The organism is Mangrovicella endophytica (assembly GCF_002893625.1).
GTDB classification, from domain to species: Bacteria; Pseudomonadota; Alphaproteobacteria; order Rhizobiales; family Rhizobiaceae; genus Mangrovicella; species Mangrovicella endophytica.
On the sequence record NZ_PKMZ01000003.1, the window covers coordinates 294,072 to 317,606 of the forward strand.

The window sequence follows — 23,535 nt, forward strand, 5'->3', positions numbered from 1 at the left end:
TGCACGCGACGTAAGGCGGTAGTGGAGGCCGTGACGTGTCTTCGCACGCAGCCGCGTCAATGCTTAGCCGACTTGCGAACGAACGGGCCGACGAGCCCTATCGGCCGCGCGGCTTTGCGCGCGCCGTCGCCGCGGCCGCGGCAGGATCCTCCGGCCAGACATGCTTGGGATAGCGGCCGCGCAAATCCGCCCGCACGTCGCGCCAGGAACCGGCCCAGAAGCCGGGAAGATCGCGGGTGATCTGGATCGGCCGATGCGCGGGCGACAAGAGCTCCAGCGTCAGTGCAATAGCGCCTCCGGCAATGGCCGGATGGCGTGTCAGCCCGAACAGCTCCTGCACCCGGATGGCGAGCACCGCCTGCTCCGCTTCGTAGCGGATCGGCACATGCGAGCCGGAGGGCGCATCGAAATGCGTCGGCGCGAGCTCGTCGAGCCGGCCGCTGATATCGGCCGGGACGAGCGCCCGCAGCGCCGTCGCGAGCGTGCCCGGCGGGATCGCCCCAATGGCCGTGACGCCCGGCAGGTAGGGCATCAGCCAGTCCTCCACCGTGGCCGTCAGCGCGGCGTCGGAGAGATCCGGCCAATCGTGGCTCCGATCGCCGGAGCTGAGGAAGCGCAGCCGCTGCAGCAGCCGCTCACCCTCCGGTCCGAAGGGCAGCGCGCCGATGCCGATCTGCCTGATGCCATCGGCAAGAGCTGCGGCCGTGCGCTCTCCCTTCGGCACCGGCAGCGGCGTTTCCTCAAGGATCGCGCGACCAAGCCGCTTGATGCGCCGTGCCCGCACTTGCTGGCTTCCGGGATCGAAGGCGATCACCTCTTCGGTGCGGACACGCTCGGCGAGAAGCGCTTCCAGCGATTCACGTGAAACGGCAGCGGCCGAAAGAATGCGGCCGGCGCGCGCCTGCCCGGTGAGCTCGGCTACCACCAGTGCCGGCTCGCGCGCGAGCGCGGACGTTTCATCAAGGACGGCACCGCGGCCATTGGACAGGAGAAAGTGGCCGCGTGCACCGCGGGCGATCGCCACCCGATCCGGATAGGCCTTGGCCAATAGCAGTCCCGGATCGCCTGCGGGCAGATCCGAGGACGGCGAACTCTGGTGAGGCGCCGCGCTACTGCCCTGCGCCTGCCGCGCGATCCGCTGGACCAGCTGGGCCGCTGCCTTGGCCCGTGGCGATCGATCCGTTCGCAGGCGCCGCAGCCGCTCCGCCAGATCGACGTCGGTGCCCCCGAGGCCCCGTTCGGTGAGGAGCACGGCGAGCTCCGCCGCCATGCGCCGATCGGCTTCCTCGGTCGTGCCGACGACCATGCGGGCGAGACGTGGCGGCAGCGGTAGCTCGCGCATGGCAGAGCCGGCCTCCGTCAGGCGCCCATCGGCATCGAGCGCACCGAGGTCGGCGAGCAGCGCCCGCGCTTCCGCCAATGCCGCCACGGGCGGAGGGTCGAGGAAGGCGAGATCGCCGGGGTTTGCGACGCCCCAGGCGGCACAGTCGAGCACGAGGCCGGAGAGGTCGGTGGACAGAATCTCCGGCGGATCGAAGGGCTCCAGCGCCGCCGTCTGCTCCGCCCGCCACAGGCGGATCGCCATACCGGGCGCGGTACGACCTGCACGGCCGGCGCGCTGGTCGGCCGCGGCGCGCGAGACCCGCACCGTTTCCAGCCGCGAGAGGCCGCTGGCCGGTTCGAAGACAGGCGCACGCCGCAGACCGGCGTCGATCACCACCGAGACGCCATCAATGGTCAGCGACGTTTCGGCGATCGAGGTCGCCAGCACCACCTTGCGGCTGCCGGCGGGCGCCGGCCTGACGGCAAGGTCCTGGGCCGCGCCCTCCATGGCGCCATAGAGCGGCGCAATCGTGATGCGTTCGCCGGCGAGCGGCTGCAGCCGCTCCGCGACGCGCTCGATCTCGCGCTGCCCCGGCAGGAAGACGAGAATGCTGCCGCTCTCGTCCGCCACTGCGGCGCGCACGGCCTCCGCGACGGCGTCCTCCACCGTCTGTGTTCCCGGCCGCTCGCGGTAGCGGATGGCGACCGGAAAGGCTCGGCCGCGGCTTTCGATCACAGGGGCGTTGCCGAGAAGCGCGGCAACGCGGGCGCCGTCGAGCGTCGCGGACATCACCAGGAGGCGCAGGTCCTCGCGCAACGCCGACTGCACGTCGAACGCGAGCGCGAGACCGAGATCGGCATCCAGCGAACGCTCGTGGAACTCGTCGAACAGGACTGCCGCAATGCCGGTCAGCTCCGGATCGCCGAGGATCATCCGGGTGAAGACGCCCTCGGTGACGATCTCGATCCGGGTGCGGGCCGAAATGCGCGTGTCGAGCCGCATCCGCCAGCCCACCGTGTCGCCGACATCTTCGCCCAGCATCGCCGCCATGCGCCGGGCGGCTGCGCGGGCGGCGAGGCGCCGCGGCTCGACAAGGATGATGCGCCTTCCATCCGCAAAGGGCTGCTCGACGAGCCGCAGCGGCACCAGTGTCGTCTTGCCGGCGCCGGGCGGCGCGACGAGCACGGCGCTGCGGCCGGTGCCAAGCGCCGCCGTCAGCTCCGGGAGGACATCCGCGACGGGCAAGCCGAAATCGGGAGGGGTGGCCCGGCTCATGCCGCGTCTCCAAGGCTGACGACGTCTCCGCCGGCGGCTTGCGCATCGGCGGGATCGTGCGTGACGAGCAGCGTTGGAATGGCACGGCTTTGGATCAGGCCGAAGACGAAGCGGCGCATCGTCTCCTTCAGCGACATGTCGAAGCGCGAAAAGGGTTCGTCGAGCAGCAGTGCGCGCGGCGCCGACAGGAGCGTACGTCCAAGCGCCACCCGTGCCTGCTGACCGCCGGAGAGCGTTGCGGGATCGCGTGCCTCGAAACCGGTCAGGTCGATTTCCTCCAGCATGGCGGTGACGGCGGCGGCCCGAGCCGCGCGACCGCGGATGGAGGGCGCAAGGCCGAAGGCGAGATTGCCGCCGACGGAGAGATGCGGAAACAGCAGCGCGTCCTGAAAAAGCAGCCCGATCCGCCGCATCTCCGGCGCCAGCGCGGTGACGTCGGTGCCGTCGAGGCACACCCGGCCCTCCACCGCAAAGGACGGATCGAGAAAGCCGCCGACGAAAGCGAGGAGGCTCGATTTGCCGGAGCCGGACGGGCCCATCACCGTCAGCACGTCGCCCGGCGCCACCACGCGGTCGATCGCGACCAGCGCCCGGCCACCCAGCCCGATCCGCACCTGTTCGAGCGCCAGCCCTTTGATCATCAGGCTCTCATGCCGCGCCGCCCGGCATGGCGCAAGGCGGGGAGAGAAGCGGCAAGCGCAAAGGCCAGAAGCGGCAGGGCCGCCTGCAGCACCGCATAAACGCCGATGATGCGCCGGTCGCCGCCGGAGGCGAGCGCCACCGCTTCCGTCGTGATCGTCGGCAGCCGGCCGGCCCCGACGATGAGGCTCGGCAGATACTGACCAACCGATACGGCGAAGCCGACGGCGAGCGCCGTTGCAAGCGGGCCGAGCAGCATCGGCAGGCGCAGGCGCAGGAGCACGGCCAGCGGACGGCGCCCCAGGCTGGCGGCGATCTGTTCGTAGCGCGGATCAAGCGCGAACCACGGATCGGCAAGCGCCAGAGCGACATAGGGGATGACGAAGACGAGGTGGACGCTGATCAGGAGCGGCAGAGAGGGGGAAAGTCCGAGCGCCAGAAACCCGGTCTCGAGGCCGAACAGGAAGGCGATCTGCGGCACGATCAGTGGCAGGGCCAGCGCGACGGTGAGATAGGCGGGGACGTCGCTGCCTTCCAAGCTGGCCAGGTGGCGCCGCCGCAGCGCCTCAAGGTTTGCGATCACCAAGACGAGCGCAACGGTCGACGATGCTGCGCCGACGGCGAGGCTGGTGCCGAGGGGCCGCAGCGCCGCCGGCAGGGTCCGTGTCCAGGTGGCGAGCGTCAGCCGGTCTGGCAGAAGGTCGGGAAAACGCCAGACAGCGGCAAATGACCAGAGCATGACGGCAAACAGTCCGGCGATCAGCGCGGCGGCGGCGATGAGCGCCGGCAGGATGACAAGCCGCCGCAGCGAGCGGTCGTGCGGCAGGCGCGTGCCGGCTGCCGCGAGGTGCAGGCTGAGCCCGCCGGCGAGCACTTCGATGCCACGCCAGACGATGAGGGCAACGGCCGTGACGCCGAGCTGGAGGAGCGCACCGGCGGCTGCAATGAAGCGGCGCGACAGGTCCGGATCGTTCATCCAGCCGGTGATCCGCACCGCCAGCGTTGCGGGCGCGCTCGGGCCGAGGATCGCGGCAACGTCGACCACCGCCGTGCCATAGGCGATGACGGCGAAGACCGGCAGGCGGATCTGGCGGTAGACCGAGGGCCAGACGGCGAGGGTGAAACCGGCGATGCGGCCATAGCCGAGCGATCGGGCGAGCCGCAGCCGCCGCTCCGGCTCTGCCTGCGGCAAAGCGGCAATCGCGACGAGGAGAAGGAACGGCATCTCCTTGGCGATCAGCCCGGCCATCAGCGCCAGCCCGAACGGATCGTGCGGAAACAGGTAGTCCGGCGGGCGGTCGAACCCGAGCGGCAGGGCGGCGAGCCGCATCAGCATGCCGGACGGCGCGAGCAGGACAGCCAGACCGACGGCGGCAGCCGCATGCGGCACGGCGAGCAGCGGCGCCAGCCCTTGCTGCAGGAGCGCGAGTTTCCGCGTGCCGGCCGTGGCGGCCAGCAGCCCGAGCACGCCGAGAAGGGCAACCGCTGCGGTGACGAGGCCGCCCGCGAGGCTGAGTGCAGCCGAGGTGGCAAGCCCTGGCTGATCCAGAAGAACCCGCAGCGGCTGCAGGGAGAGGCCGGTGCCGCCGAGATCCGGCAGGTAGCCGAAGGCCGGAAGAACAACGCCGGCGAGCCCCGCCAGCACCGGCCCGGCGAGGAGCAGCGCCACCAACGGCGGCACGCTCTGCAGCAACCGTCCGGGGAGCCATGGTGCCGTCGTCCGCAGCTGGGCCGGCTGTGCAGCCTTGCTCAACGGCCGCTGGCTCAATGACCGTAGCGCTCCAGCCATTCCTGCTCGATCCGCTCCATCCATGACGGATGCGGCTCGGGCAGCACCGGGCCGAGCGCGTCGGGGGCGAGCGTCGCGACGCCGCGGTCGATCGCGGCGAAGGCCTGCCGCTCCTCAGGCGAGAGCTTCTCCATCGCGAGCACGGTCGGATCGCCCCAATAGCGGGGATCCTCCTTGCGCAACTGCGCCTCCGGCGAAAGGAGGAAGTTTGCGACGACCTGCGCGGCCGCCTTGGCGTCTGAGTTGAAGGGGATGGCGACGAAATGGGTATTGCCGAGCGTGCCGGCCGGAAAGGTGAAGGAGCGCACCGTATCCGGCAGCTCGCCCGTGGCGATCGCCGAGGAGGCCTCGGCCGGATTGAAGGCGAAGATGACGTCGAGCTCGCCGTCGGCGAGAAGCTGCTTCATTGCCGGGTAGTTCTGGGGATAAGCACGGCCCTCGCGCCAGGAGACCGGCCGCAACGCATCGAGATAGGCCCAGAGCGGCGCCGTCACCGCAGCGAAGTCCGCCTCCACCGCCGGCTGCTGCAGCACGGCCCGGTCGCTCGCGAGCTCGCTCAGCACCTGCTTCAGGAAGCTGGTGCCGGTGAAATCCGGCGGCGCGGGATAGGTAATGCGCCCAGGATGCGCCTTGGCATAGGCAAGAAGCTCGGCCGCCGATTTCGGCATTGACGCCAAGGCGCCGGTGCGCGCCGTATCGCTGAAGAAGACGAGCTTGGCGTCGCCCCAAGGCGATTCCTGCCCGTCGGTCGCGACAGTGAAGTCGGTGCTGACGCTGGGATTGGCTGTGTCGACATAGCGCCAATTCGGCAGACTGGTGGCAAAGCCTTGCGACAGCAGACCTTGCGTCTTCATGGCGGCAAAATTCTCGCCATTGATCCAGACGAGATCGACCGAGCCACCACCTGTCTTGCCCGCCGTCTTCTCCGCCAGAACCCGGGCAACGGCTGTCGCGGTGTCATCGAGCTTGACGTGGGTGAGGGTAATGCCGAACCGCTCCTTCACCGTGGCCGCGACCCAGCCGAGATAGGCGTTGATCGCCGGCGAGCCGCCCCAGGCGTTGAAGTAGACGCTCTGGCCGCGCGCCTCCGTCAGCGTCTTTGTCCACTGCACATCGGGCGCCGCGGCGCTGGCGGCCGGCGCTGCGATGGCCGCACAGCCAAACAGGAGAGCGGCCGCGGCAAGAGGGGCAAGAAAGATGCGCATCGGCTTGTCCGTCGCTGGCGTGGCCGTCCTGTCGAAACGGTGCGTCGACGCGGCCCTGCAAATGTGGGAGTTAGATGAGCCGAACCGTGTGCTAAGGCAATCGCGGGGGCCGCAGGACGGCTGACGACATCGTGAGGACGGCTGAGAGCGGGAGGGGAGAACCGCTTGCGCGCCGTCGCTTCCAGAGAAAGACGACGACATGCCGACCGAGGCACAGGATACCCGCAAGACCCTCGTTCTCACAGGGGCTTCGAGAGGCATCGGCCATGCAACCGTGAAGCGCTTCTCGCGTGAGGGCTGGCGGGTCATCACCTGCTCGCGCCAGGATTTTGCCGAAAACTGCCCATGGCCGGCAGGCCCCGAGGATCACATCCGCGTCGACCTCTCCGATCCCGAGGATGTCGGCTTTGCCATTTCAGAGATCCGGCGCCGGCTGGAGGCGAACGGCTCGTGCCTGCACGCCCTCGTCAACAATGCCGCGATCTCGCCGAAGGCCGAGGGTGGATCGCGCCTCGATTCGATCCGCACGCCCATGCATACGTGGCGCGACGTCTTCCAGGTGAATTTCTTCGCGCCGATCATGCTGGCCCGGGGCCTCTTCAAGGAACTGACCAACGCGCAAGGCTCGATCGTCAACGTCACCTCGATTGCGGGCAGCCGCGTGCATCCCTTCGCCGGCACGGCCTATGCAACGTCGAAGGCGGCCTTGAACTCGTTGACCCGCGAGATGGCAGCGGATTTTGGCCCGTCAGGCATCCGCGTCAACGCCATCGCGCCGGGTGAGATCGACACGGCGATCCTGTCGCCGGGCACGGAGAAGATGATCGACGACATTCCGCTACGCCGCCTCGGCAAGACGGCTGAGGTCGCGGATGTGATCTTCTTCCTCTGCTCCCAGCAGGCCTCCTACGTCACCGGCTCCGAGCTTCACATCAACGGCGGCCAGCACGTCTGACGCCAGGCCGTTGGGCGGGCAGTTTCTCTGCGAGCTTGGCAAGAGCCAGGATCGCCGTGGCGCTTCCGGCAAGATGACGGCCGTCCTTCGGTGAAGCGGGCTGCCGTGCCGCATCAGCCTCGCAGGTTGGGCGGGCCCTTGCGCGCGTCGAGTGCCGCCATCAGGAGCGCGATACCGGAGCTGAGCAGCGAAATGCCGATGAAGAGGCCAACGGCCCAGATCGCCGTTCCCGGCAGGCCGAGGATCAGGATACCTGCCAGAACGAGGTCGAGGACCCCTGAGAGGACCAGCAGCCAGAAACGGCGGGTCGAGGTCCGCAGTGCCTGCGCGGCCGTGATGTTGATGAGGCCGGACAAGAGAAAGTAGAGGGCGAGCATCCATGTCAGCGTCACCGAGCCCGCCAGCGGATCGACGATGATGACGAGGCCGAGGACCGCCACGAGCACGGCAAGAAGAAGGTTGCTCCAGAAACCCTGCCGGCCGCGTGCCCGGATGGCACCGATCGTGCCGAGGACGCCGCCGATCAGAAGCAGCCAGCCGAAGAACAGGGTCGAGGCCAACGTGGCGGCAAAGGGAACCAGGATGGCGAGGATGCCCATCACGATCATCAACACACCCTGGAACGTATAGGCTTTCCAGTGGTCGTGGAGCTCGGCGCGGGCGCGGCGCTCGGCATCCTTCAGCGCAGCGGTTCTCGGTGTCGTCGGCAGGATCATGGAAGCCTCCAATGGTTGCAAAGACAACCGCTGCGGAGCGCAAACGTTCCGCTCGTCTCAGTGCGGTTCGATCGCCTGATAAACCGACAGGAGGTCGACGCCGGAGAAGCGCAGAAGGATGACAATCCCGATCAGGATCAGGGTGTAGAGGAACGCCGCGAGGATGGAGTTGATGACAGACGTGAGGAACGTTCCCCGGAGGGCGTCCTCTCGGATGCTGGGTGTGTTCTCATCGATTACGGAGGCTGCAAAGGCGAGGAGCACCGCATCCGCCTCCTTCTGCGTGCCGGAAATACGTGTGGCGGTCCACGTCCGCGTATACTCGTCGAGTTCAACCTCCGTCGGTCTGCGGCCGTTGCGCTGGAAGAACTCGACCGCCCATTCTCGCTTGGCGATCTTGTAGAGGCAGTAGGCGACCATGCCTGAAAGCGTACGTTCGTCAGCCTGTCCTTCGCCAACGAACTGGCCGAACAGCGGATTATAGCGAGGTTCGCCCGCGTTCCCCATCAGTCCTGCTTGTTGCGGCTAACGTTGTGAATGGCCGTCTTGAGGCGGCTCGACGCAGCCCGCTTAGCGGATGAGAATGCCTCGTCGCTGACAAGCCGCACCGGTCCAGTTCCCGGGATGCTGACGGTCTCTGCCAAGCGACCGCTTCTGGTATCCCGATGAATGGTCGTCACCATACCTTTGCCCGACGTATCCTGACGCTTCATCTGTATTTCTCCGGGTGAACTACCAGCATGAGGCAGGATCAACGCCAAGGCAACGATGGTGCCGCAACATCACTCGTGCCGGCCGAGCACGCGGCAGTGGTCGATCAGGCGCTCCACCATCTGCTCCAGCGCCGCACGCGCATGATCGTCCGTAAGGTGCCCGGCCTCGTCGAAACCGTGTGCGGCATCGGCGAGCGAGCATTGCGGCGTGATCACTTCGGCGCCGAGGGACATCAGCACCGGCCGCAGCGCCGCCAGCGCCCGCATGCCGCCGAGACGGCCCGGCGAGGCGGAGGCTAGCGCGACGACCAGGCCGCGAAACGGCTGCACCGGACGCCCCTGCACCTTCCGCACCCGGCTGATCCAGTCGATCGTGTTCTTCACCAAGGGCGGGATGGAGGTGTTGTATTCCGGACTGACCAGGATCAGCCCGTCCTGCGCCGTCAGATGCTGTGCCAGAAGCGTCGCGTTCTCCGGCACGCCGTGTTCGTCCTCGAAGTCGGCGTCATAGAGCGGCAGCGGATAGTCGGTGAGGCTTAAGTGCGTCGCCACGGCATCGGTCGCGGCGACGAGCCGCGCCGCCTCGGCGGCGAGGCGGCGGTTATACGACGCGAGCCGGTTCGAGCCTGGCAGGATGAGGATGCGCGGCGTCACGCAGCGCGTCGCGTTGCCGTCCTGGCCGTGTCAGCGGAATAGATCCACACCCGCGCCGGCGGGATATTGTCCCAGACGATGCGCGAGGAGGTCACGCCGAAGGCACCGGGAACCGGCTTGATCGGCGGCGTCGGGCTGTAGGAGAGCTGGGTAAGGTTGCCACCCGGCAGCAGCCGGCTGATGTAGTCGGCCATGATCGACTGCCGCTTCTCCTGCGGGAAGCTCAAGGTCGGGATGGCGAGTAGAATGGCAGCGAAGCGCGTGTCGCGCTGATCGCCCAGCGTCGTGTCGAGGTCGAAGCCGTCACCCTGGATGACGTTCACGCGCGGGTAGCGGTTCTTCAGCGTGCGCGCGAAATTCTTGTCGTATTCGATCGAGGTGATGCGCTCCGGCGCGACGCCGGCTTCGAGAAGCGCGCGGGTGACGACGCCAAGACCGGGTCCGAGCTCCAGGATCGGACCGTCTAGCTCGGTCGTGGCAGCCGAGACCATCGTCGCGCAATAGCTGCGGCTGGACGGGGCAACAGCGCCGAGCTTCAAGGGATGACGAACCCAGGTGGCGAGAAACCGGGCCCAGTCGTTGCTCGGCTTGTCAGCCGCTTTGAGATTGCCGTCGTGCCTCATCCGCATCCGTCCCTTCACCGTTGCCCTGCTGTCATGACCGACGGACGTGACAGCTGTCTGACGCCGCAGCCGCGACCCCTTGGTGGGAGCCGAGCCTAGACGCCGTAGCGGCAGATATGTGACGGTCGGTTGCACTCTGCAAGCATCCGTGCCGTCCGCCCTGCGTGCTCTTCATCAACACGGACAGCTGCAGGCGGTTGCAGGCAGGCGCTTCAGCCCTCGCCAAGTCCCCCGAAAAATTCCTTCATGCGATCGAAGAAGCCGGTGGACTGCGGAGAATTGTCGGATGACGATATCTGCTCGAACTCCTCCAGGAGCTCGCGCTGGCGCCGCGACAGGTTCTGAGGCGTTTCCACCGTGACCTGGATGAAGAGGTCGCCCGTCTGCTGTGAGCGCAGCACAGGCATGCCCTTGCTGCGGACCCGGAACTGCTTGCCGGTCTGGGTGCCCTCCGGCACCTTCACACGCGTGGCGTTGCCGTCGAGGGTCGTCACTTCGAAGGCCCCACCGAGTGCCGCCGTCGTCATCGACAGCGGGACCTTGCAGAAGAGGTCGGCACCGTCGCGCTGGAAAAACTCGTGCGGCTTCACCGAGAGGAAGATGTAGAGATCGCCTGCCGGCCCGCCGCGCAGACCTGCCTCGCCCTCGCCGGCGAGACGGATGCGGGTGCCGTCCTCGATGCCGGCAGGGATGTTGACGGAGAGATTGCGCTCTTCCGGCAGCCGACCCTCGCCATGGCAGTGCTCACAGGGGTTCGAGATGATCTCGCCGCGGCCGGCACAGGTGGGGCAGGTCCGCTCGATGGAGAAGAAGCCCTGCGCGGCGCGGATGCGGCCGATGCCGCCGCAGGTGGGGCACGCTTTCGGCGCGGAGCCGGCCTTGGCGCCGGTGCCGTTGCATTCCTCGCATTGGATCGTGGTGGGTACGCCGATCTCCGCGGTCTTGCCGGTGAAGGCTTCCTCCAGCGTGATCTCCATGTTGTAGCGCAGGTCGGAGCCACGCTCGCGCCCCGACGAGCCGCCGGCCTGGCGACCGGCCCGACGCTGGCCCATCATCTCGCCGAAGATGTCGTCGAAGATGTCCGCCATGGAGGAGGCGAAGTCGCCGCGGAAGCCGGCTCCGCCGGCACCGCCATTCTGGAAGGCGGCATGGCCGAAGCGGTCGTAGGCGGCCCGCTTCTGCGGGTCCTTCAGCACCTCATAGGCTTCGCCAAGTTCCTTGAACTTGACCTCGGCCTCGGCATTCCCGGGATTCTTGTCCGGGTGGTACTGCATCGCCAGCTTGCGGAAAGCGCTCTTCAGGGTCTTCTCGTCGCAGGTCTTGGAGACACCGAGGAGTTCGTAATAGTCGACCTTCACGGACACAGGATCACCGTTCGTTCGGGATTTTCATTTGCGCCGTCCGGCGTGCCGGCGGGTCGATCTCAAGAAGCGCAGAGGCTGCGCCCGTGACCGCCGTCCCACCGGATGTAAGAAGGGCTCAACGCCGTTACCATAGCGGGAAGGGGGTGGCAAAGCGCCGGCCGCGTACCGTCGATCCAGGGTCGCTCGGCGCTACGCCGGATGCCTCGGAACGCCGGGTCAGGCGGCTGCCGCCACGCGCAGGGTGGCAGCAAAAGACCCGGCGGTCGCCCGCCGGGCCGTGTCACTCAGGCGCAGTCGGCCGATCAGGCCGACTTCTTGCGCTGGTCCTCGTCGACTTCCTCGAAATCGGCGTCGACCACATCGTCGTCGCGGGAGGCCTGCGTACCGCCGGTCTCGCCCTCGGCGCTCTCGGCCTGGGCGGCCTCGTACATGGCCTGGCCAAGCTTCATCGACACGGTCGCGAGCGTCTCGCTCTTGGCCTTGATCGTTTCGGCGTCGGCTTCCGGCTTGTCGAGCTCCGCGCGCAGATCGGCAATGGCATCCTCGATCGCCTTGCGGTCGCTCTCGGAAACCTTCTCGCCATAGTCCTTCAGCGACTTCTCGGCCGAATGAACGAGGCTCTCTGCCTGGTTCTTGGCCTCGACGCCGGCGCGGCGCGCCTTGTCGGACTCGGCATTCTGCTCGGCCTCGCGGACCATCTTCTCGATGTCGGCATCCGACAGGCCACCGGAGGCCTGGATGGTGATCCGCTGCTCCTTGTTGGTGCCCTTGTCCTTGGCCGAGACGTTGACGATGCCGTTGGCGTCGATGTCGAAGGTCACTTCGATCTGCGGCACGCCGCGCGGTGCCGGCGGCAGGCCTTCGAGGTTGAAGCGACCGAGCATCTTGTTGTCGGCGGCCATCTCGCGCTCGCCCTGGAAGACCTGGATCGTCACCGCGTTCTGGTTGTCCTCGGCGGTGGAGAAGACCTGGCTCTTCTTGGTCGGGATCGTCGTGTTGCGGTCGATCAGGCGGGTGAACACGCCGCCGAGCGTCTCGATGCCGAGCGACAGCGGGGTCACGTCGAGAAGGAGGACGTCCTTGACGTCACCCTGCAGCACGCCGGCCTGGATCGCGGCGCCCATGGCGACGACCTCGTCCGGGTTGACGCCCTTGTGCGGCTCCTTGCCGAAGAAGGCCTTCACGACCTCCTGGACCTTCGGCATGCGGGTCATGCCGCCGACCAGAACCACCTCGTCGATGTCGTTTGCCGACAGCGCAGCATCCTTCAGCGCAGCCTTCATCGGACCAACCGTGCGCTGCACGAGATCGTCGACGAGCGCCTCGAACTTGGAGCGCGTCAGCTTCATCGTCAGGTGCTTCGGGCCGGACTGGTCCGCCGTGATGAAGGGCAGGTTGATCTCGGTCTGCGAGGCGGAGGACAGCTCGATCTTGGCCTTCTCGGCCGCTTCCTTCAGGCGCTGAAGGGCGAGCTTGTCGTTCTTCAGGTCGATGCCCTGGTCCTTCTTGAACTCGGAAGCCAGGTAGTCGACGAGGCGCATATCAAAGTCCTCGCCGCCGAGGAACGTGTCGCCATTGGTCGACTTCACCTCGAAGACGCCGTCGCCGATCTCGAGTACCGAGACGTCGAAGGTGCCGCCGCCGAGATCGTAGACAGCAATCGTCTTGCCGTCGTTCTTCTCGAGACCATAGGCGAGGGCGGCGGCCGTCGGCTCGTTGATGATGCGCAGCACGTCGAGGCCGGCGATCTTGCCGGCATCCTTGGTCGCCTGGCGCTGGGCGTCGTTGAAGTAGGCGGGAACGGTGATGACGGCCTTCTCGACCTTCTCGCCGAGATAGGCTTCCGCCGTTTCCTTCATCTTCTGCAGGATCATCGCCGAGATCTGCGACGGCGAGTACTTGTCGCCATGCGCCTCGACCCAGGCATCGCCATTGGGGGCGTTGACGATCTTATAGGGCACGAGGCCCTTGTCCTTGGCAACCGTCGGGTCGTCGTAGCGACGGCCGATCAGGCGCTTCACCGCAAAGAGGGTGTTCTCGGGATTGGTGACCGCCTGGCGCTTGGCCGGCTGGCCGACGAGGCGCTCGCCATCTTCGGTGAAGGCGACCATCGAGGGGGTCGTACGCGCGCCTTCGGCATTCTCGATAACCTTGGCGGTCTTGCCGTCCATGACGGCGACGCAGGAATTGGTGGTGCCGAGGTCGATCCCGATAACCTTAGCCATAAGCGTCTCTCCTTGCTGAGCGAACCGCCCTGGACCCTCGGTGAGGCGTTCCGGCGAGCGGCCCCTGAAATCTTGGAAAAGGACCGGCGCTGGAGGAGCTTCGTGGGGCCCGCGGCGCCGGGGCTGGCGCGTATATATGAAGGGGTTTTTAGCCGCGCAAGTCGGTCACCCGCGCTTTCTCTCGCCACCTTCGACACTGCCTGGACGGCGATCCGGTCCTTACCGCGAACGATCGCCGAAGCCGGGGAACCGTTCGCTCGCTCCGGCGCTTATCAGACACACGGGCACGTGATGCCGGACCGACGTTGCAGCACGCTGCCGCAGCGACGGCGGATGCATGCCGAAGTTCAAGCGATACGCACGTCACGCCGGTTCGAACGGCTGCGATGATCAAGGGAGACGCCGATGACCCCCGACACCAACGGACCAGCCAGCGGCCAGGGCGGCAGCCCCGGCGGCAGCACGAGCGGTTCCGCATCCGCTGCCGCCAAGCCGGTGCTGGACACCGCGAAAGAGAATTTGTCTGAGATCCGTAACACGGCTGCCAGGCAAGCCGAATCGGCTAAGGCCGAGGCGCAATCCGTTGCGGGTACCGTCCGTGAGGAAGCCGTCAATCTCGTCAGCGAGGCGAAGAACCGCGCGGCAGCCACCGTCGAGAGCGGCAAGGATGTCGCGGCCAGCAGCATCGAGGACTTCGCAGCCGCTATCCGCAAGGCCTCCGAAGAGCTCGGCCAGCGCGACCAGTCGATGGCTTCCAGCCTCGTACGCGAGGCGGCGAGCGGCCTGGAGCAGGCCTCCCGTTCGCTGAAGGGCAAGAGCATCCAGGATATCACTCACTCCGTCGCCAATTTCGCGCGGCGTCAGCCGGGTGCCTTCCTGATCGGAGCGGCGCTGGCGGGCGTTGCTCTCGGCCGCTTCGCCCGCTCGTCCAGCGAGCATGGCTATTCGGACGAGCCGCAGGGCAGCCGCTATGGCGGTCAGGCCGGCCGAACCGGCGAATCCTACGGCTATCGCGGTCGTGAGGACCATGACGAGCCGCTTCGCTCCGAGCGGCCGCAGCCCTACCGCCCGGGCAGCACGTCGTCCTCCGCACCCACCTATGGCGGCTCCACCGGATCCTCCGCGCCGCTGAAGACCGGCGCGACCTCCGGCGGCGGCTCTCCGGCAAGCTCCAGCTCCGGCGGCGGCTCTTCGGCAGGCTCCAGTTCGGCGTCGTCAACGTCATCGACCGGCACGCCGCGCACGTCGACCACCTACTCCTCCAGCACGGGAGGCACCGGCAATGAGCGTTGATCCGCGCGACTCCCGCGAGGTCCGTAGCGTCCCCGAGCTGATCGCCGACCTCTTCCGCGAGACCGGTGAGCTGTTCCGCACCGAAGGCCAGCTCATCCGCTCCGAAATCGGCGACAAGATCCGCCAGATCGAGGTTGGCGGCGGTTCCATTGCGGCCGGTGCCATCTGCCTGCTGGTGTCCCTGATCGTCCTTGCCGGCGCGCTCGTCGTTGCCGTCTCCAAGATCGGTGACATGGGTGGCGGCTGGGCAGCCCTCATCGTCGGCGTCGCGATCGCTGTCGTTGGCGTCCTCCTCCTGATGAAGGGCAAGCGCGACCTCGAACCCTCCAATCTTACGCCGGAGCGTACTGCGCAGCAGCTGCGCAAGGACGGCCAGCTCGTGAAGGAGCAGACCCGATGAGCAACGATACGGACCGCCTCGCCCGCGAGGCCGAACAGCATCGCTCCAGCGTGGACGCGACGATTGATGAGCTGAAGCAGCGTTTCTCCGTCGGCCAGATCGTCGATGAGCTCTCCGGCTATGTCCGTGAAGGGCAGGGCGCCGATCTCGTCAAGAATATCGGCCGGCAGGCGCGCGACAATCCCCTGGCGCTGGGCCTTGTCGGAGCAGGTATCGCCTGGCTGATGCTGGGTGACGGCGTTCGCAACGAGAGCCGGCGTCTGCGCGACCGCTACGACGAGTGGCGCGGCGAGGATGACACGGATTTCGAACGGGCCTTCCCGGCCGGCCGCTACGAGGGCGGGCGCGGTCAAGGCTATCCTGGCGACGGCACCCTCAACGAGCGCGAGGCGCGTGGCTATGGCTCTGCCTATGGCTCGGGTCGCTCCGACTACGGGGAGGACATGGCGCATGACGTGCGCCAGCGTCGCGACGCCTCCCGTTACGTCACGCCCGGCAGCTCGGCCGGCGAGGCTGGCAGTGTCGGCTATGTCGGCCCGTCGAGCGGCTCGTCCGGTGGTCAGGGCAGCAACCTTGGCGGCTCGGCGTCCTCGGCCTTCAGCAGCGCGGCGGACCGGGCGCGTGACGCCGCGGCCGGTGTCAGGGATGCTGCGGGTTCGGCAGGTAGCCGCCTGTCCGGCGCGGCCTCCTCGGCAGGCTCGGCCGTATCGGGCGCCTATGGCTCGGCTTCCGATGCCGTCTCCAGCGCGGCCTCGTCCGCAGGATCGGCGCTCGGCCACGCGGCCGGCAGCGCCTCCGATGCGATGAACCGGGCCAGCCAGGCGACGATGGATGCAGCCGGCAACCTCCGCGATACCGCATCGCGCTATGGGCACGATGCTCGCGATGCTGCGATGCAGGGCGCCCGTTATGTCGGCAACCAGGCCTATCGCGGCGGCCGCCAGATCCGCAGGAGCGTCCTCGACACCTTTACCGAGGAGCCGCTGGTGATCGGTGCCATCGCCGTTGCGATCGGTGCTGCCATCGGTGCCGCTCTCCCCTCCACGCGCCGCGAGGACGAGTGGATGGGCGAGACGCGCGACCGGCTGCGCGACCAGGCCTATGACTACGGCCGCGAGGCCGTCGACACGGCGCAGGACGTCGCGAAGAAGACCTATGAAGCGGCCTCCGAGGAGGCTAGCAACAAGGGTCTCGTTCCCGAGCGCGGCGAAACCATCGCAGAGAAGGTCTCGGCCGTGGCCCAGGCTGCGCTCGACACGGCCAAGTCGGAGGCAAAGAGCCGTGGGCTCGTTTCGGAGAACGGCGAAACCGTCGCTGAAAAGGTCTCTGCCGTAGCTCAGACGGCGATCGACACGGCGAAGTCGGAGGCCAAGAGCGCCCTCGACAAGGCCGGCGACGCGGGAGAGGGCGATAACAAGAAGGATGGAAGCTCGAGTGCCAGCACGAGCGGAGCATCGGCAGCCGGCTCGTCGTCCACAAGCGGCACGACGTCCCCGTCGGGTTCCGCGACGTCCGGTTCTTCCTCCTCCGATGGCAACAAGACGGGCGGCGGCATCTAACGCCTGACGCCGAACCTCGACGGCGGCGTCCGCGGAAACCAGCTTCGCGGGCGCTTTCCTCCAAGCTGATGCCTATGCAGATGGAGGGAGCGAGATTCCGGAAGGCTCGGGGAACTTCGCCCCCTCTTCACGGCTTATCCCTACAACAACACGGTTGCACCCAGGAACCGTTGGTAAAATCCACGATGAGCCGCGAGACCGGCCAAGGAGACGGACATGAACGGAATTATCTACCTGATCGGCCTGATCGTCGTCATTCTCGCCATTCTCTCCTTCTTCGGTCTGCGCTGAGATCATCAGGCCGGCGCCAGTCGTGAACGGGCGCTGAGACGACCGATGGGCTCAAGGCGGGCCTCCTGCTCGCCCGCCTGGCAGCGTATCCAAAGCCTCTCATGAAAAGCCCGGACGCGCGAGCATCCGGGCTTTCATCATATCACAGATAGGGTCGGACGAGACCCGTCCGCCGCACGTGCGGCTCTACTGCCCGAATAGGCGACGGAAGAGCGAGCGGTCGCCATCGCGTCCGCCCACGGGACCCTCCAGAACCGCATCAGGCGGAAGCTGTTCGCGCCGCACGACAGGGGCTTCCTCGATGGCGCGGCGCGGCAGCGCCTGTGCCGTTGGCATGGAATAAGAGTCGCCGTCGGAGCCGGGTTCAGGTGGCAGCTCCTCTGAGGCGTAGTCGCCGGCCCCATAGGGATCGACAGCACCACCCTCGGCGGTGAGCGGCTCCTGCGGCGCGCCGATCTGGTAATGACCCGGCAGCGGCATGGCCGGCAGGCCCTGATGCGCCGCATTCATGAACTCGGCCCAGGCCTCGGCCGGCAGTGTGCCGCCGGTGACCTTCTTCATCGGCTTGCCGCTGTCATTGCCGAGCCAGACGCCGGTGGTCAGGTTGGCGGTGTAGCCGACGAACCAGGCGTCCTTGAAGTCCTGCGTGGTGCCGGTCTTGCCGGCCACCTGCCAGCCCTTGATCGCCGCCTTGCGCCCGGTGCCGGAGGTGACGACACCGCTCAGCATGGCGTTCATCATCCCCACGATGTCCTCGGTGACGATCACCGGCGGCACCTCGGCGCCGCGCTCGTAGAGCACCTTGCCGGCCTCGGTGGTGACGCGGTTCACGAGGTGCGGCGTCGCGAGATAGCCGCCATTGGCGAAGGGCGCGAAGGCGCTGGTCAGCTCCATCAGCGATACTTCCGACGTGCCAAGCGCAATCGAGGCGTTGTCGACCATCGGCGACTTGATGCCCATGCGCTGAGCCGTCTGGATCACCGCGGCCGGTCCGATGTCGCTGGCGAGCTTCGCCGCCACCGTGTTGAGCGAATGCGCGACGGCATAAGCGAGGGTCACCTCGCCGCGATAGCGCTGATCATAGTTGGAGGGGGTCCAGTTACCGATTTTCACGGGACCATCGACTACGGCACTCTCCGGCCGCCAGCCGAACTCCAGTGCCGTCTCGTAGACAAAGGGCTTGAAGGTCGAGCCGGGCTGGCGCTTGGCGTCGACGGCGCGGTTGAACTGGCTCTCGCCATAATCGCGCCCGCCGACCATGGCGCGGATGGCGCCAGTGCCGTCGATCGCGACCAGCGCGCCCTGCGTGACGTTCTGCTTGGCGCCGTCGATCGTATGGCGGATCGCCTTCTCGGCATCCCGCTCCAGGCCGAGATCGATCGTGGTCTCGACGACGACGTCCTGCTTCACTTCGCCGACGAGGCTCTTGATGTCCTTCATCACGAGATCGGCGGCATAGTGCTCGGCGCCGTTCCAGTAGCTCTTGGCCCGCGTCGGCTTCTGCGCCTTAGCGTCCTCGTATTCGCTCTGGTTGATGAAGCCCTCGTCGCGCATGGCGGCGAGCACCACCTCGGCACGCGCCTTGGCAGCCTGCGGATCGCGCGCCGGGGACAGGCGCGAGGGCGCCTTCAGAAGCCCTGCGAGCAGCGCCGCCTCGCTGAGATCCACCTCGCTCGCCGACTTGTTGAAGTAGCGCCGCGCCGCCGCCTCGACCCCGGTCGCGCCGGAGCCGAAATAGACGCGGTTGAGATACATCTCCAGGATCTGGTCCTTGGTGAACTTGTGCTCCAGCCACAGCGACAGGATCGCCTCCTGCGCCTTGCGCTGGAGGGTCTGCTCCGGGTTCAGGAAGATGTTCTTGGCGAGCTGCTGGGTCAGCGTGGACCCGCCCTGCACCGTCTGTCCGGCCGCGAGGTTCTCGGCGAGCGCTCGGATGATGCCGATCGGGTCGACGCCGTAATGGGCATAGAAGCGCCGGTCCTCGATGGCGATCACAGCCTGCGGGATGTAGGGGCTCATCTCGTCCAGCGAGACCGCCTTGCCGCCGGTCAGGCCGCGATTGGCCAGAAGCTCGCCCGTGACCGACACGATCTTGACGTTGGGCGGACGGTCCGGAACGGCCCAGGCCTCCTGCGGCAGCTTCACCGCGACATAGGCCGTACCCGCTGCAACCGCGACGCCGCCCCAGAAGCCGATCAGCAGGAACAGGCGGATGATGTGGCCGAGGAGGCTGCGCCGCCGCCGAGGGCGTGCGCCGCGTCCGTCGTCGCCGCCACCGCCTTTGCCGCCGCGGGAGCGCCGTGGCGCTTCGCCTGAAAACCAGCCCGATGCTGCCGGTGCCGCCGTCTCCTTGACGTTGTCCTTACGGCGCCGGGGCTTGGCGGCTGAACCGCCTGAGACAGCGCGATCGTCGGCAGACACGCGGAACTCGTCCTCGGCATTGCCGCCGGGCACGTTGAACGTCGGTTCGATGCGTTCCTGCCTGCGCCTCGCCGCCATGCCGCCCTTCGCTCCGCATCCACACGCTGTTGTCGGCCGTCACGCCCGGGATGGCACGGCGTTTCCCGCTGCCATGGTCGCCAAGATCGCCCATTCGGCGAAGGCGGCATCGGCCGCCAGCAAGAAGCCGCTTGTCGACGGTGCGGTGCAGGGTAAATGCGGCGAATTGACGGGTCGTTAAGGAAGCGAGGGCTGTCTCTCTGAAGGGCGTCGTGCAGATGACGCAGAATGGTCACACCGATGCTGCTGCCGGGGGGGGGGCATGGCGGTGGCCGGACCTGCCTGTGCAGCAGGCCCGGCGAACCGGTCCGTCAGCCGGCGAAGGCCGCGATGTCGTCGGTCAGCCGTGCCTTCTCGGTGAAGAACAGGCCATGCGGCGCGCCTTCATAGACCTTCAGCGTCGCATTCGGGATCATCGCCGCCGCACGCTGACCGGCGGACTCGAACGGCACGGTTGCATCCGAAGTGCCGTGGATCACCAGCGTCGGCACGTCGAACGCCTTCATGTCGGCCCGGAAGTCCGTGCGGGCAAAAGCATGCACGCAGTCGAGCGTCGCCTTCGGCGAGGCCTGCAGAGCGAGATCGCCGGACCATTCCAGGAGTTCATTGGAGATCTGGAAGTTGAGGAGACCGGCGCCATAGAACTGCTTGCCGAAGGTGGCAAGGAAGTTCGGCCGGTCGCTCGTCAGCCCGTCCAGCATCTCTTGGAAGACCGACCAGTCGACGCCTTCCGGATTATCATCGGCCTTCACGAGGTAGGGCGTCACGGCGGCGACCAGCACCGCCTTCTTCACCCGGCCGCTGCCATAGCGCGACATGTAGCGGGCGACCTCGCCGCCGCCCATGGAGAAGCCGACCAGCGTCGCCGCCTCGAGGTCGAGCGTCTCGAGCACCGTTGCGAGATCATCGGTCAGCGTATCGTAGTCATAGCCGGAGAAAGGCTGGGAGGAGCGGCCGAAGCCGCGTCGATCATAGGCGATGACGCGGAAGCCGCGCTCGGCCAGCGGCACCGCCTGATACTCCCACATGTCGGCATTGACCGGCCAGCCGTGGATCAGGACGATCGGCGGGCCGCTGCCCCAGTCCTTGTAGAAGATCTCGGTTCCGTCGCGAGTCGTGATGAAGGGCATGCCCGTCTCCATCGAATGGATGTGAGACAGGGAAATGCCCGGGCCGAGGCGTTGTTGCCCCGCATCGCGCCGACGTGATGCCTGCGGCAGGCGCCGTGCTGGCAGCGACGCCTGCTGGGCCTGATCAGAACAGGTCGACGGAGAAGCGGCGCGACAGGCCGAGGCCGACGAAGAACTGGTCCTTGCTGCCGACTTCAACGATCGGGGAATCGGCGGCATCGCCGATCAGCCGCTCATAGGCGGCGTTGGCGTTGACGAACCAGTCCGTATAGACCTCGTAGCGGGCCGAGGCGGCAACGCCGACGGTCTTGAAGCCCCCTTCAGCCTCGTACTCGTCGAAGTTCGACACCGCCGCTTCCGCTGCGCTGACGCTGAAATAGGTGTCCATGTAGTCGCTGGAGGCGAAGGTGGCGCGCGGGCCGGCCTTCAGCTCGAGCGCTTCGGTTGGACGGGCGATAATGTTGGCGCCGAGGCCGCCGACAAAGCCATCCGCACCGCCGAAGGCATAGCGGGCCTCGCCATAGACCTCGGCATAGTCCCACTCATAGGACGCCTTCAGGCCGACTTCATAGGTCGCGTCGATCGAGTCGAGGCCTTCCAGCTCGTCATATTCGTCCTCGTTGCGCTCGTCGATGAAGCGGAAGGACGGTCCGATCGAGAAGCCCCCGCGCGGCCCGCCGCCGAAGGAGAAGAGGCCGGGAATGTTCAGATAGTCGACGCTGATGATCGGGAAGGGCGAAACGATGTACTCGTCCGAGCCCTCGTAGGCAGGCGCGACCTCCGCGCCGGCGCCGATCTCGAAGACGAGGTCGATGCGCTCGTCCGGCGTCATCGCCGGAGCCTCGTCGACGACGTCTGCCGCCTGCGCCGAGCCGAGACCGAGAGATGCGAGGAGGAGGACCGATGCGGCCAGACGGTGCAGACTGATGATCACGGCGGCGGTCCTTATCGCGGCATTTGAATGCCTGCTTTTTGCCGCGAAAGGTTCACGCTTCAATAACAAAGCGACCTGAGGCGGCCACAAGGTGCCGCCGCGGCACGTCTTCTCAGCGCGGCGTTGCAGTTGAGCAACGAGAGTTGTGGCGGGTGAGGCACGATCGAGTGGTCCCAGCGCGGATGTCGGGATGGCGAAGGGGCGCCTCCGAATCCCCGCGGACGCGCCCCATCGACAGTGGTGCAGGAGCCAAGCTCCGCACCTGAAGAAGTCCCCCGACTTCCCCTCGGCCGCAACAATGCCGCGGGCGGCTTGCCCGAAGCTGGCCGGCCCCGACGGCCCGGCCAGCCGTGCGTCAGCGGGCGTTGCGCGTGCCCAGTGCGTGCAGGATGCGCGCCCAGGAGCGCTGGCCGTAGCGGAACGAGCTCAGCTCGTATTTCTCGTTGGGTGAATGGATGCGGTCATCGCCGAGGCCAAAGCCGATCAGGAGCGAATCCATGCCGAGCCGGCGCTTGAACTCGCCGACCACGGGGATCGAGCCGCCCATTCCGATCATCACGGCTGGCTTCGGCCACTCGTCCGACAGCGCCTGTCGCGCCGTGTCGAGCAGCGGCGAATCGAAGGGGAGCTGGATCGCGGGCGAGCCGCCATGCTCGTGGAACTCGGCGGTGCAGTCCGCCGGCAGGCGCTCACGCACGAACTGGCGGAAGGCCTCGCGGATCTTGGCGGGATCCTGGCGGAAAACGAGGCGGAAGGACACCTTCGCCTTCGCCTCGGACGCGATGACCGTCTTGAAGCCCTTGCCGGTATAGCCGCCCTCGATGCCGTTGATCTCGGCCGTCGGCCGGGCCCAGACCTGCTCCAGCACCGAGCGACCCTGTTCGCCGGCCGGCACGGAGAGGCCGACCGAGCCGAGGAACGCGGCGGCGTCGAAACCGAGATTGTTCCAGATCGTCTTCACCTCGTCCGGCAACTCGTCGACGCCGTCGTAGAAGCCCGGCAGCGTGACGCGGCCGGTCTCGTCGTGGAGATCGGCGAGGACCTTCGAAAGCACGCGGATCGGATTGGCCGCCGCGCCGCCGAAATAGCCGGAGTGGAGATCCTGGTTGGCGGCGTGGATCACCACCTCCTCGCCGACGAGGCCCCGCAGGCCCGTCGAGATGGCCGGTGTGTCCTTGTCCCACATGTTGGTGTCGCAGATCAGCGCGACGTCCGCCGTCAGCTCCTCGCGGTTGGCGTCGAGGAAGGGCAGGAGCGAGGGCGAGCCGGATTCCTCCTCGCCTTCCAGGAAGATCGTCACGCGGCAGGGCAGGCTGCCGGTCTCGGCGATGAAGGCGCGGCAGGCCTCCACGAAGGTCATCAGCTGGCCCTTGTCGTCCGCTGACCCTCGGCCGGTGATGCGCTGCGAGCCGTCCGGCATGGTCTTCAGCTCGGGCGCGAAGGGATCGGCCTCCCAGAGCTCCAGCGGGTCCACCGGCTGCACGTCGTAATGGCCGTAGAAGAGGACATGCGGCGCGCCCTCCGGCCCGTCGTGATGCGCAACGACCATCGGCCGCCCGGCCGTGTCGCGGACTTCGGCCGCAAAGCCGATTGCCGAGAGATCGCCCGCCAGCCACTCGGCCGCGCGCCGGCAGTCCGCGGCATAGGCCGGATCGGTGGAGATGGAGGGGATGCGCAGGAGATCCTTCAGCCGATCGACGGACCGGTCGAGATTGAGATCGAGGCAGGCGAGGACGCTGTCGAGCGAGGCCATGGCTGGGGTACTTTCAAGGGAATCGGCCGCGTTGCGGCGAGGTGCCTATACCGACCACGGGTGCTCTCCCCGATCAAGCCGCGATGCGGCATGCGCAAAACGGCCAATCGCCATGTTCCCGCAGAGGCGGTCGCTCCGCCGAAGTCCGCCCGAACGGCCGCCTGCCGTCGCTACTGCCAGCGGTTGCCGAGCAA

Annotated in this window: 18 protein-coding genes; 4 read left to right on the forward strand and 14 right to left on the reverse strand. The window is 67.4% G+C overall.

Features of this window, described 5'->3' with window-relative positions; all coding sequences use genetic code 11:
- Positions 1–97: 97 nt before the first annotated feature.
- Genes hrpB through C0R46_RS10275 form a run of 4 tightly spaced genes read right to left on the reverse strand, consistent with a single transcriptional unit; the run spans position 98 to position 6,232 of the window.
- Positions 98–2,599: an ATP-dependent helicase HrpB gene (gene hrpB / locus C0R46_RS10260; protein ID WP_102959520.1), complete on the reverse strand. Its 2,502-nt coding sequence runs from the start codon at positions 2,597–2,599 to the stop codon at positions 98–100.
- Entirely contained in the window at positions 2,596–3,240 is a 645-nt protein-coding gene (locus C0R46_RS10265) for an ATP-binding cassette domain-containing protein (RefSeq protein ID WP_102959521.1), read from the reverse strand. The genes hrpB and C0R46_RS10265 overlap by 4 nt, the downstream gene beginning before the upstream one ends.
- On the reverse strand, positions 3,240–4,991 hold the full coding sequence (locus tag C0R46_RS10270; RefSeq protein ID WP_342586504.1) for an ABC transporter permease: 1,752 nt from the start codon (positions 4,989–4,991) through the stop codon (positions 3,240–3,242). The genes C0R46_RS10265 and C0R46_RS10270 overlap by 1 nt, the downstream gene beginning before the upstream one ends.
- An 11-nt stretch (positions 4,992–5,002) precedes the next feature.
- Positions 5,003–6,232 carry an ABC transporter substrate-binding protein gene (locus C0R46_RS10275; protein ID WP_102959523.1) on the reverse strand — a complete coding sequence of 410 codons (1,230 nt, stop codon included), beginning with the start codon at positions 6,230–6,232 and terminating at the stop codon, positions 5,003–5,005.
- A gap of 199 nt (positions 6,233–6,431) precedes the next feature.
- Here C0R46_RS10275 and C0R46_RS10280 point away from each other — a divergent pair, with 199 nt between their 5' ends.
- Complete coding sequence (locus tag C0R46_RS10280; protein WP_102959524.1) at positions 6,432–7,187, forward strand: SDR family NAD(P)-dependent oxidoreductase; 756 nt, start codon at positions 6,432–6,434, stop codon at positions 7,185–7,187.
- Positions 7,188–7,300: 113 nt separating this feature from the next.
- On the opposite strand, the gene C0R46_RS10285 is transcribed toward C0R46_RS10280, so the two are convergent.
- From C0R46_RS10285 to dnaK, 6 genes are all read right to left on the reverse strand, one after another.
- Positions 7,301–7,903, reverse strand: a complete 603-nt coding sequence (locus C0R46_RS10285; RefSeq protein WP_102959525.1) for an HdeD family acid-resistance protein — start codon at positions 7,901–7,903, stop codon at positions 7,301–7,303.
- Between the two features lie 57 nt (positions 7,904–7,960).
- The gene (locus tag C0R46_RS10290; RefSeq protein ID WP_102959526.1) at positions 7,961–8,410 is read right to left on the reverse strand and encodes a type 1 periplasmic-binding domain-containing protein; all 450 of its coding nucleotides are present in this window, start codon (positions 8,408–8,410) and stop codon (positions 7,961–7,963) included.
- A 275-nt stretch (positions 8,411–8,685) separates the two neighbouring features.
- Positions 8,686–9,270, reverse strand: a complete 585-nt coding sequence (locus C0R46_RS10295) for an NADPH-dependent FMN reductase (protein ID WP_102959527.1) — start codon at positions 9,268–9,270, stop codon at positions 8,686–8,688.
- A complete protein-coding gene (locus C0R46_RS10300; protein ID WP_245413516.1) occupies positions 9,267–9,893 on the reverse strand; it encodes a class I SAM-dependent methyltransferase in 627 nt (208 codons plus the stop codon). Before C0R46_RS10300 ends, C0R46_RS10295 begins: the two co-directional genes overlap by 4 nt.
- Positions 9,894–10,105: 212 nt before the next feature.
- The gene (dnaJ, locus tag C0R46_RS10305) at positions 10,106–11,251 is read right to left on the reverse strand and encodes a molecular chaperone DnaJ (protein ID WP_102959767.1); all 1,146 of its coding nucleotides are present in this window, start codon (positions 11,249–11,251) and stop codon (positions 10,106–10,108) included.
- 308 nt (positions 11,252–11,559) lie between these two features.
- Positions 11,560–13,482 (reverse strand): molecular chaperone DnaK, encoded by a 1,923-nt coding sequence (gene dnaK, locus C0R46_RS10310; protein WP_102959529.1) that lies wholly within the window; start codon positions 13,480–13,482, stop codon positions 11,560–11,562.
- Between the two features lie 405 nt (positions 13,483–13,887).
- Here dnaK and C0R46_RS10315 point away from each other — a divergent pair, with 405 nt between their 5' ends.
- Genes C0R46_RS10315 through C0R46_RS10325 form a run of 3 tightly spaced genes read left to right on the forward strand, consistent with a single transcriptional unit; the run spans position 13,888 to position 16,734 of the window.
- Positions 13,888–14,775, forward strand: a complete 888-nt coding sequence (locus C0R46_RS10315) for a hypothetical protein (protein WP_102959530.1) — start codon at positions 13,888–13,890, stop codon at positions 14,773–14,775.
- Positions 14,765–15,175, forward strand: coding sequence for a phage holin family protein (locus C0R46_RS10320; protein ID WP_102959531.1), 411 nt, complete (start codon positions 14,765–14,767; stop codon positions 15,173–15,175). The genes C0R46_RS10315 and C0R46_RS10320 overlap by 11 nt, the downstream gene beginning before the upstream one ends.
- Entirely contained in the window at positions 15,172–16,734 is a 1,563-nt protein-coding gene (locus tag C0R46_RS10325; protein ID WP_102959532.1) for a DUF3618 domain-containing protein, read from the forward strand. Before C0R46_RS10320 ends, C0R46_RS10325 begins: the two co-directional genes overlap by 4 nt.
- Positions 16,735–17,211: 477 nt before the next feature.
- Here the strand turns inward: C0R46_RS10325 and C0R46_RS10330 are convergent, their stop codons facing one another.
- The 4 genes from C0R46_RS10330 to C0R46_RS10350 all read right to left on the reverse strand — a co-directional run bounded on the left by C0R46_RS10330 (position 17,212) and on the right by C0R46_RS10350 (position 23,341).
- Positions 17,212–19,524 (reverse strand): transglycosylase domain-containing protein, encoded by a 2,313-nt coding sequence (locus C0R46_RS10330; protein ID WP_102959533.1) that lies wholly within the window; start codon positions 19,522–19,524, stop codon positions 17,212–17,214.
- Between the two features lie 311 nt (positions 19,525–19,835).
- Positions 19,836–20,654, reverse strand: coding sequence for an alpha/beta fold hydrolase (locus C0R46_RS10340; protein WP_102959535.1), 819 nt, complete (start codon positions 20,652–20,654; stop codon positions 19,836–19,838).
- A gap of 124 nt (positions 20,655–20,778) precedes the next feature.
- On the reverse strand, positions 20,779–21,588 hold the full coding sequence (locus C0R46_RS10345) for a MipA/OmpV family protein (protein WP_245413517.1): 810 nt from the start codon (positions 21,586–21,588) through the stop codon (positions 20,779–20,781).
- Positions 21,589–21,943: 355 nt separating this feature from the next.
- The gene (locus tag C0R46_RS10350) at positions 21,944–23,341 is read right to left on the reverse strand and encodes a dipeptidase (RefSeq protein ID WP_102959536.1); all 1,398 of its coding nucleotides are present in this window, start codon (positions 23,339–23,341) and stop codon (positions 21,944–21,946) included.
- Between the last annotated feature and the right edge of the window lie 194 nt (positions 23,342–23,535).

Coding starts and splice junctions, on each gene's coding strand:
- hrpB (WP_102959520.1), bottom strand. CDS start 2,599: ATGAGCCGGGCCACCCCTCCCGATTTCGGCTTGCCCGTCGCGGATGTC.
- C0R46_RS10265 (WP_102959521.1), bottom strand. CDS start 3,240: ATGATCAAAGGGCTGGCGCTCGAACAGGTGCGGATCGGGCTGGGTGGC.
- C0R46_RS10275 (WP_102959523.1), bottom strand. CDS start 6,232: ATGCGCATCTTTCTTGCCCCTCTTGCCGCGGCCGCTCTCCTGTTTGGC.
- C0R46_RS10280 (WP_102959524.1), top strand. CDS start 6,432: ATGCCGACCGAGGCACAGGATACCCGCAAGACCCTCGTTCTCACAGGG.
- C0R46_RS10285 (WP_102959525.1), bottom strand. CDS start 7,903: ATGATCCTGCCGACGACACCGAGAACCGCTGCGCTGAAGGATGCCGAG.
- C0R46_RS10290 (WP_102959526.1), bottom strand. CDS start 8,410: ATGGGGAACGCGGGCGAACCTCGCTATAATCCGCTGTTCGGCCAGTTC.
- C0R46_RS10300 (WP_245413516.1), bottom strand. CDS start 9,893: ATGAGGCACGACGGCAATCTCAAAGCGGCTGACAAGCCGAGCAACGAC.
- dnaK (WP_102959529.1), bottom strand. CDS start 13,482: ATGGCTAAGGTTATCGGGATCGACCTCGGCACCACCAATTCCTGCGTC.
- C0R46_RS10315 (WP_102959530.1), top strand. CDS start 13,888: ATGACCCCCGACACCAACGGACCAGCCAGCGGCCAGGGCGGCAGCCCC.
- C0R46_RS10320 (WP_102959531.1), top strand. CDS start 14,765: ATGAGCGTTGATCCGCGCGACTCCCGCGAGGTCCGTAGCGTCCCCGAG.
- C0R46_RS10325 (WP_102959532.1), top strand. CDS start 15,172: ATGAGCAACGATACGGACCGCCTCGCCCGCGAGGCCGAACAGCATCGC.
- C0R46_RS10330 (WP_102959533.1), bottom strand. CDS start 19,524: ATGGCGGCGAGGCGCAGGCAGGAACGCATCGAACCGACGTTCAACGTG.
- C0R46_RS10340 (WP_102959535.1), bottom strand. CDS start 20,654: ATGCCCTTCATCACGACTCGCGACGGAACCGAGATCTTCTACAAGGAC.
- C0R46_RS10350 (WP_102959536.1), bottom strand. CDS start 23,341: ATGGCCTCGCTCGACAGCGTCCTCGCCTGCCTCGATCTCAATCTCGAC.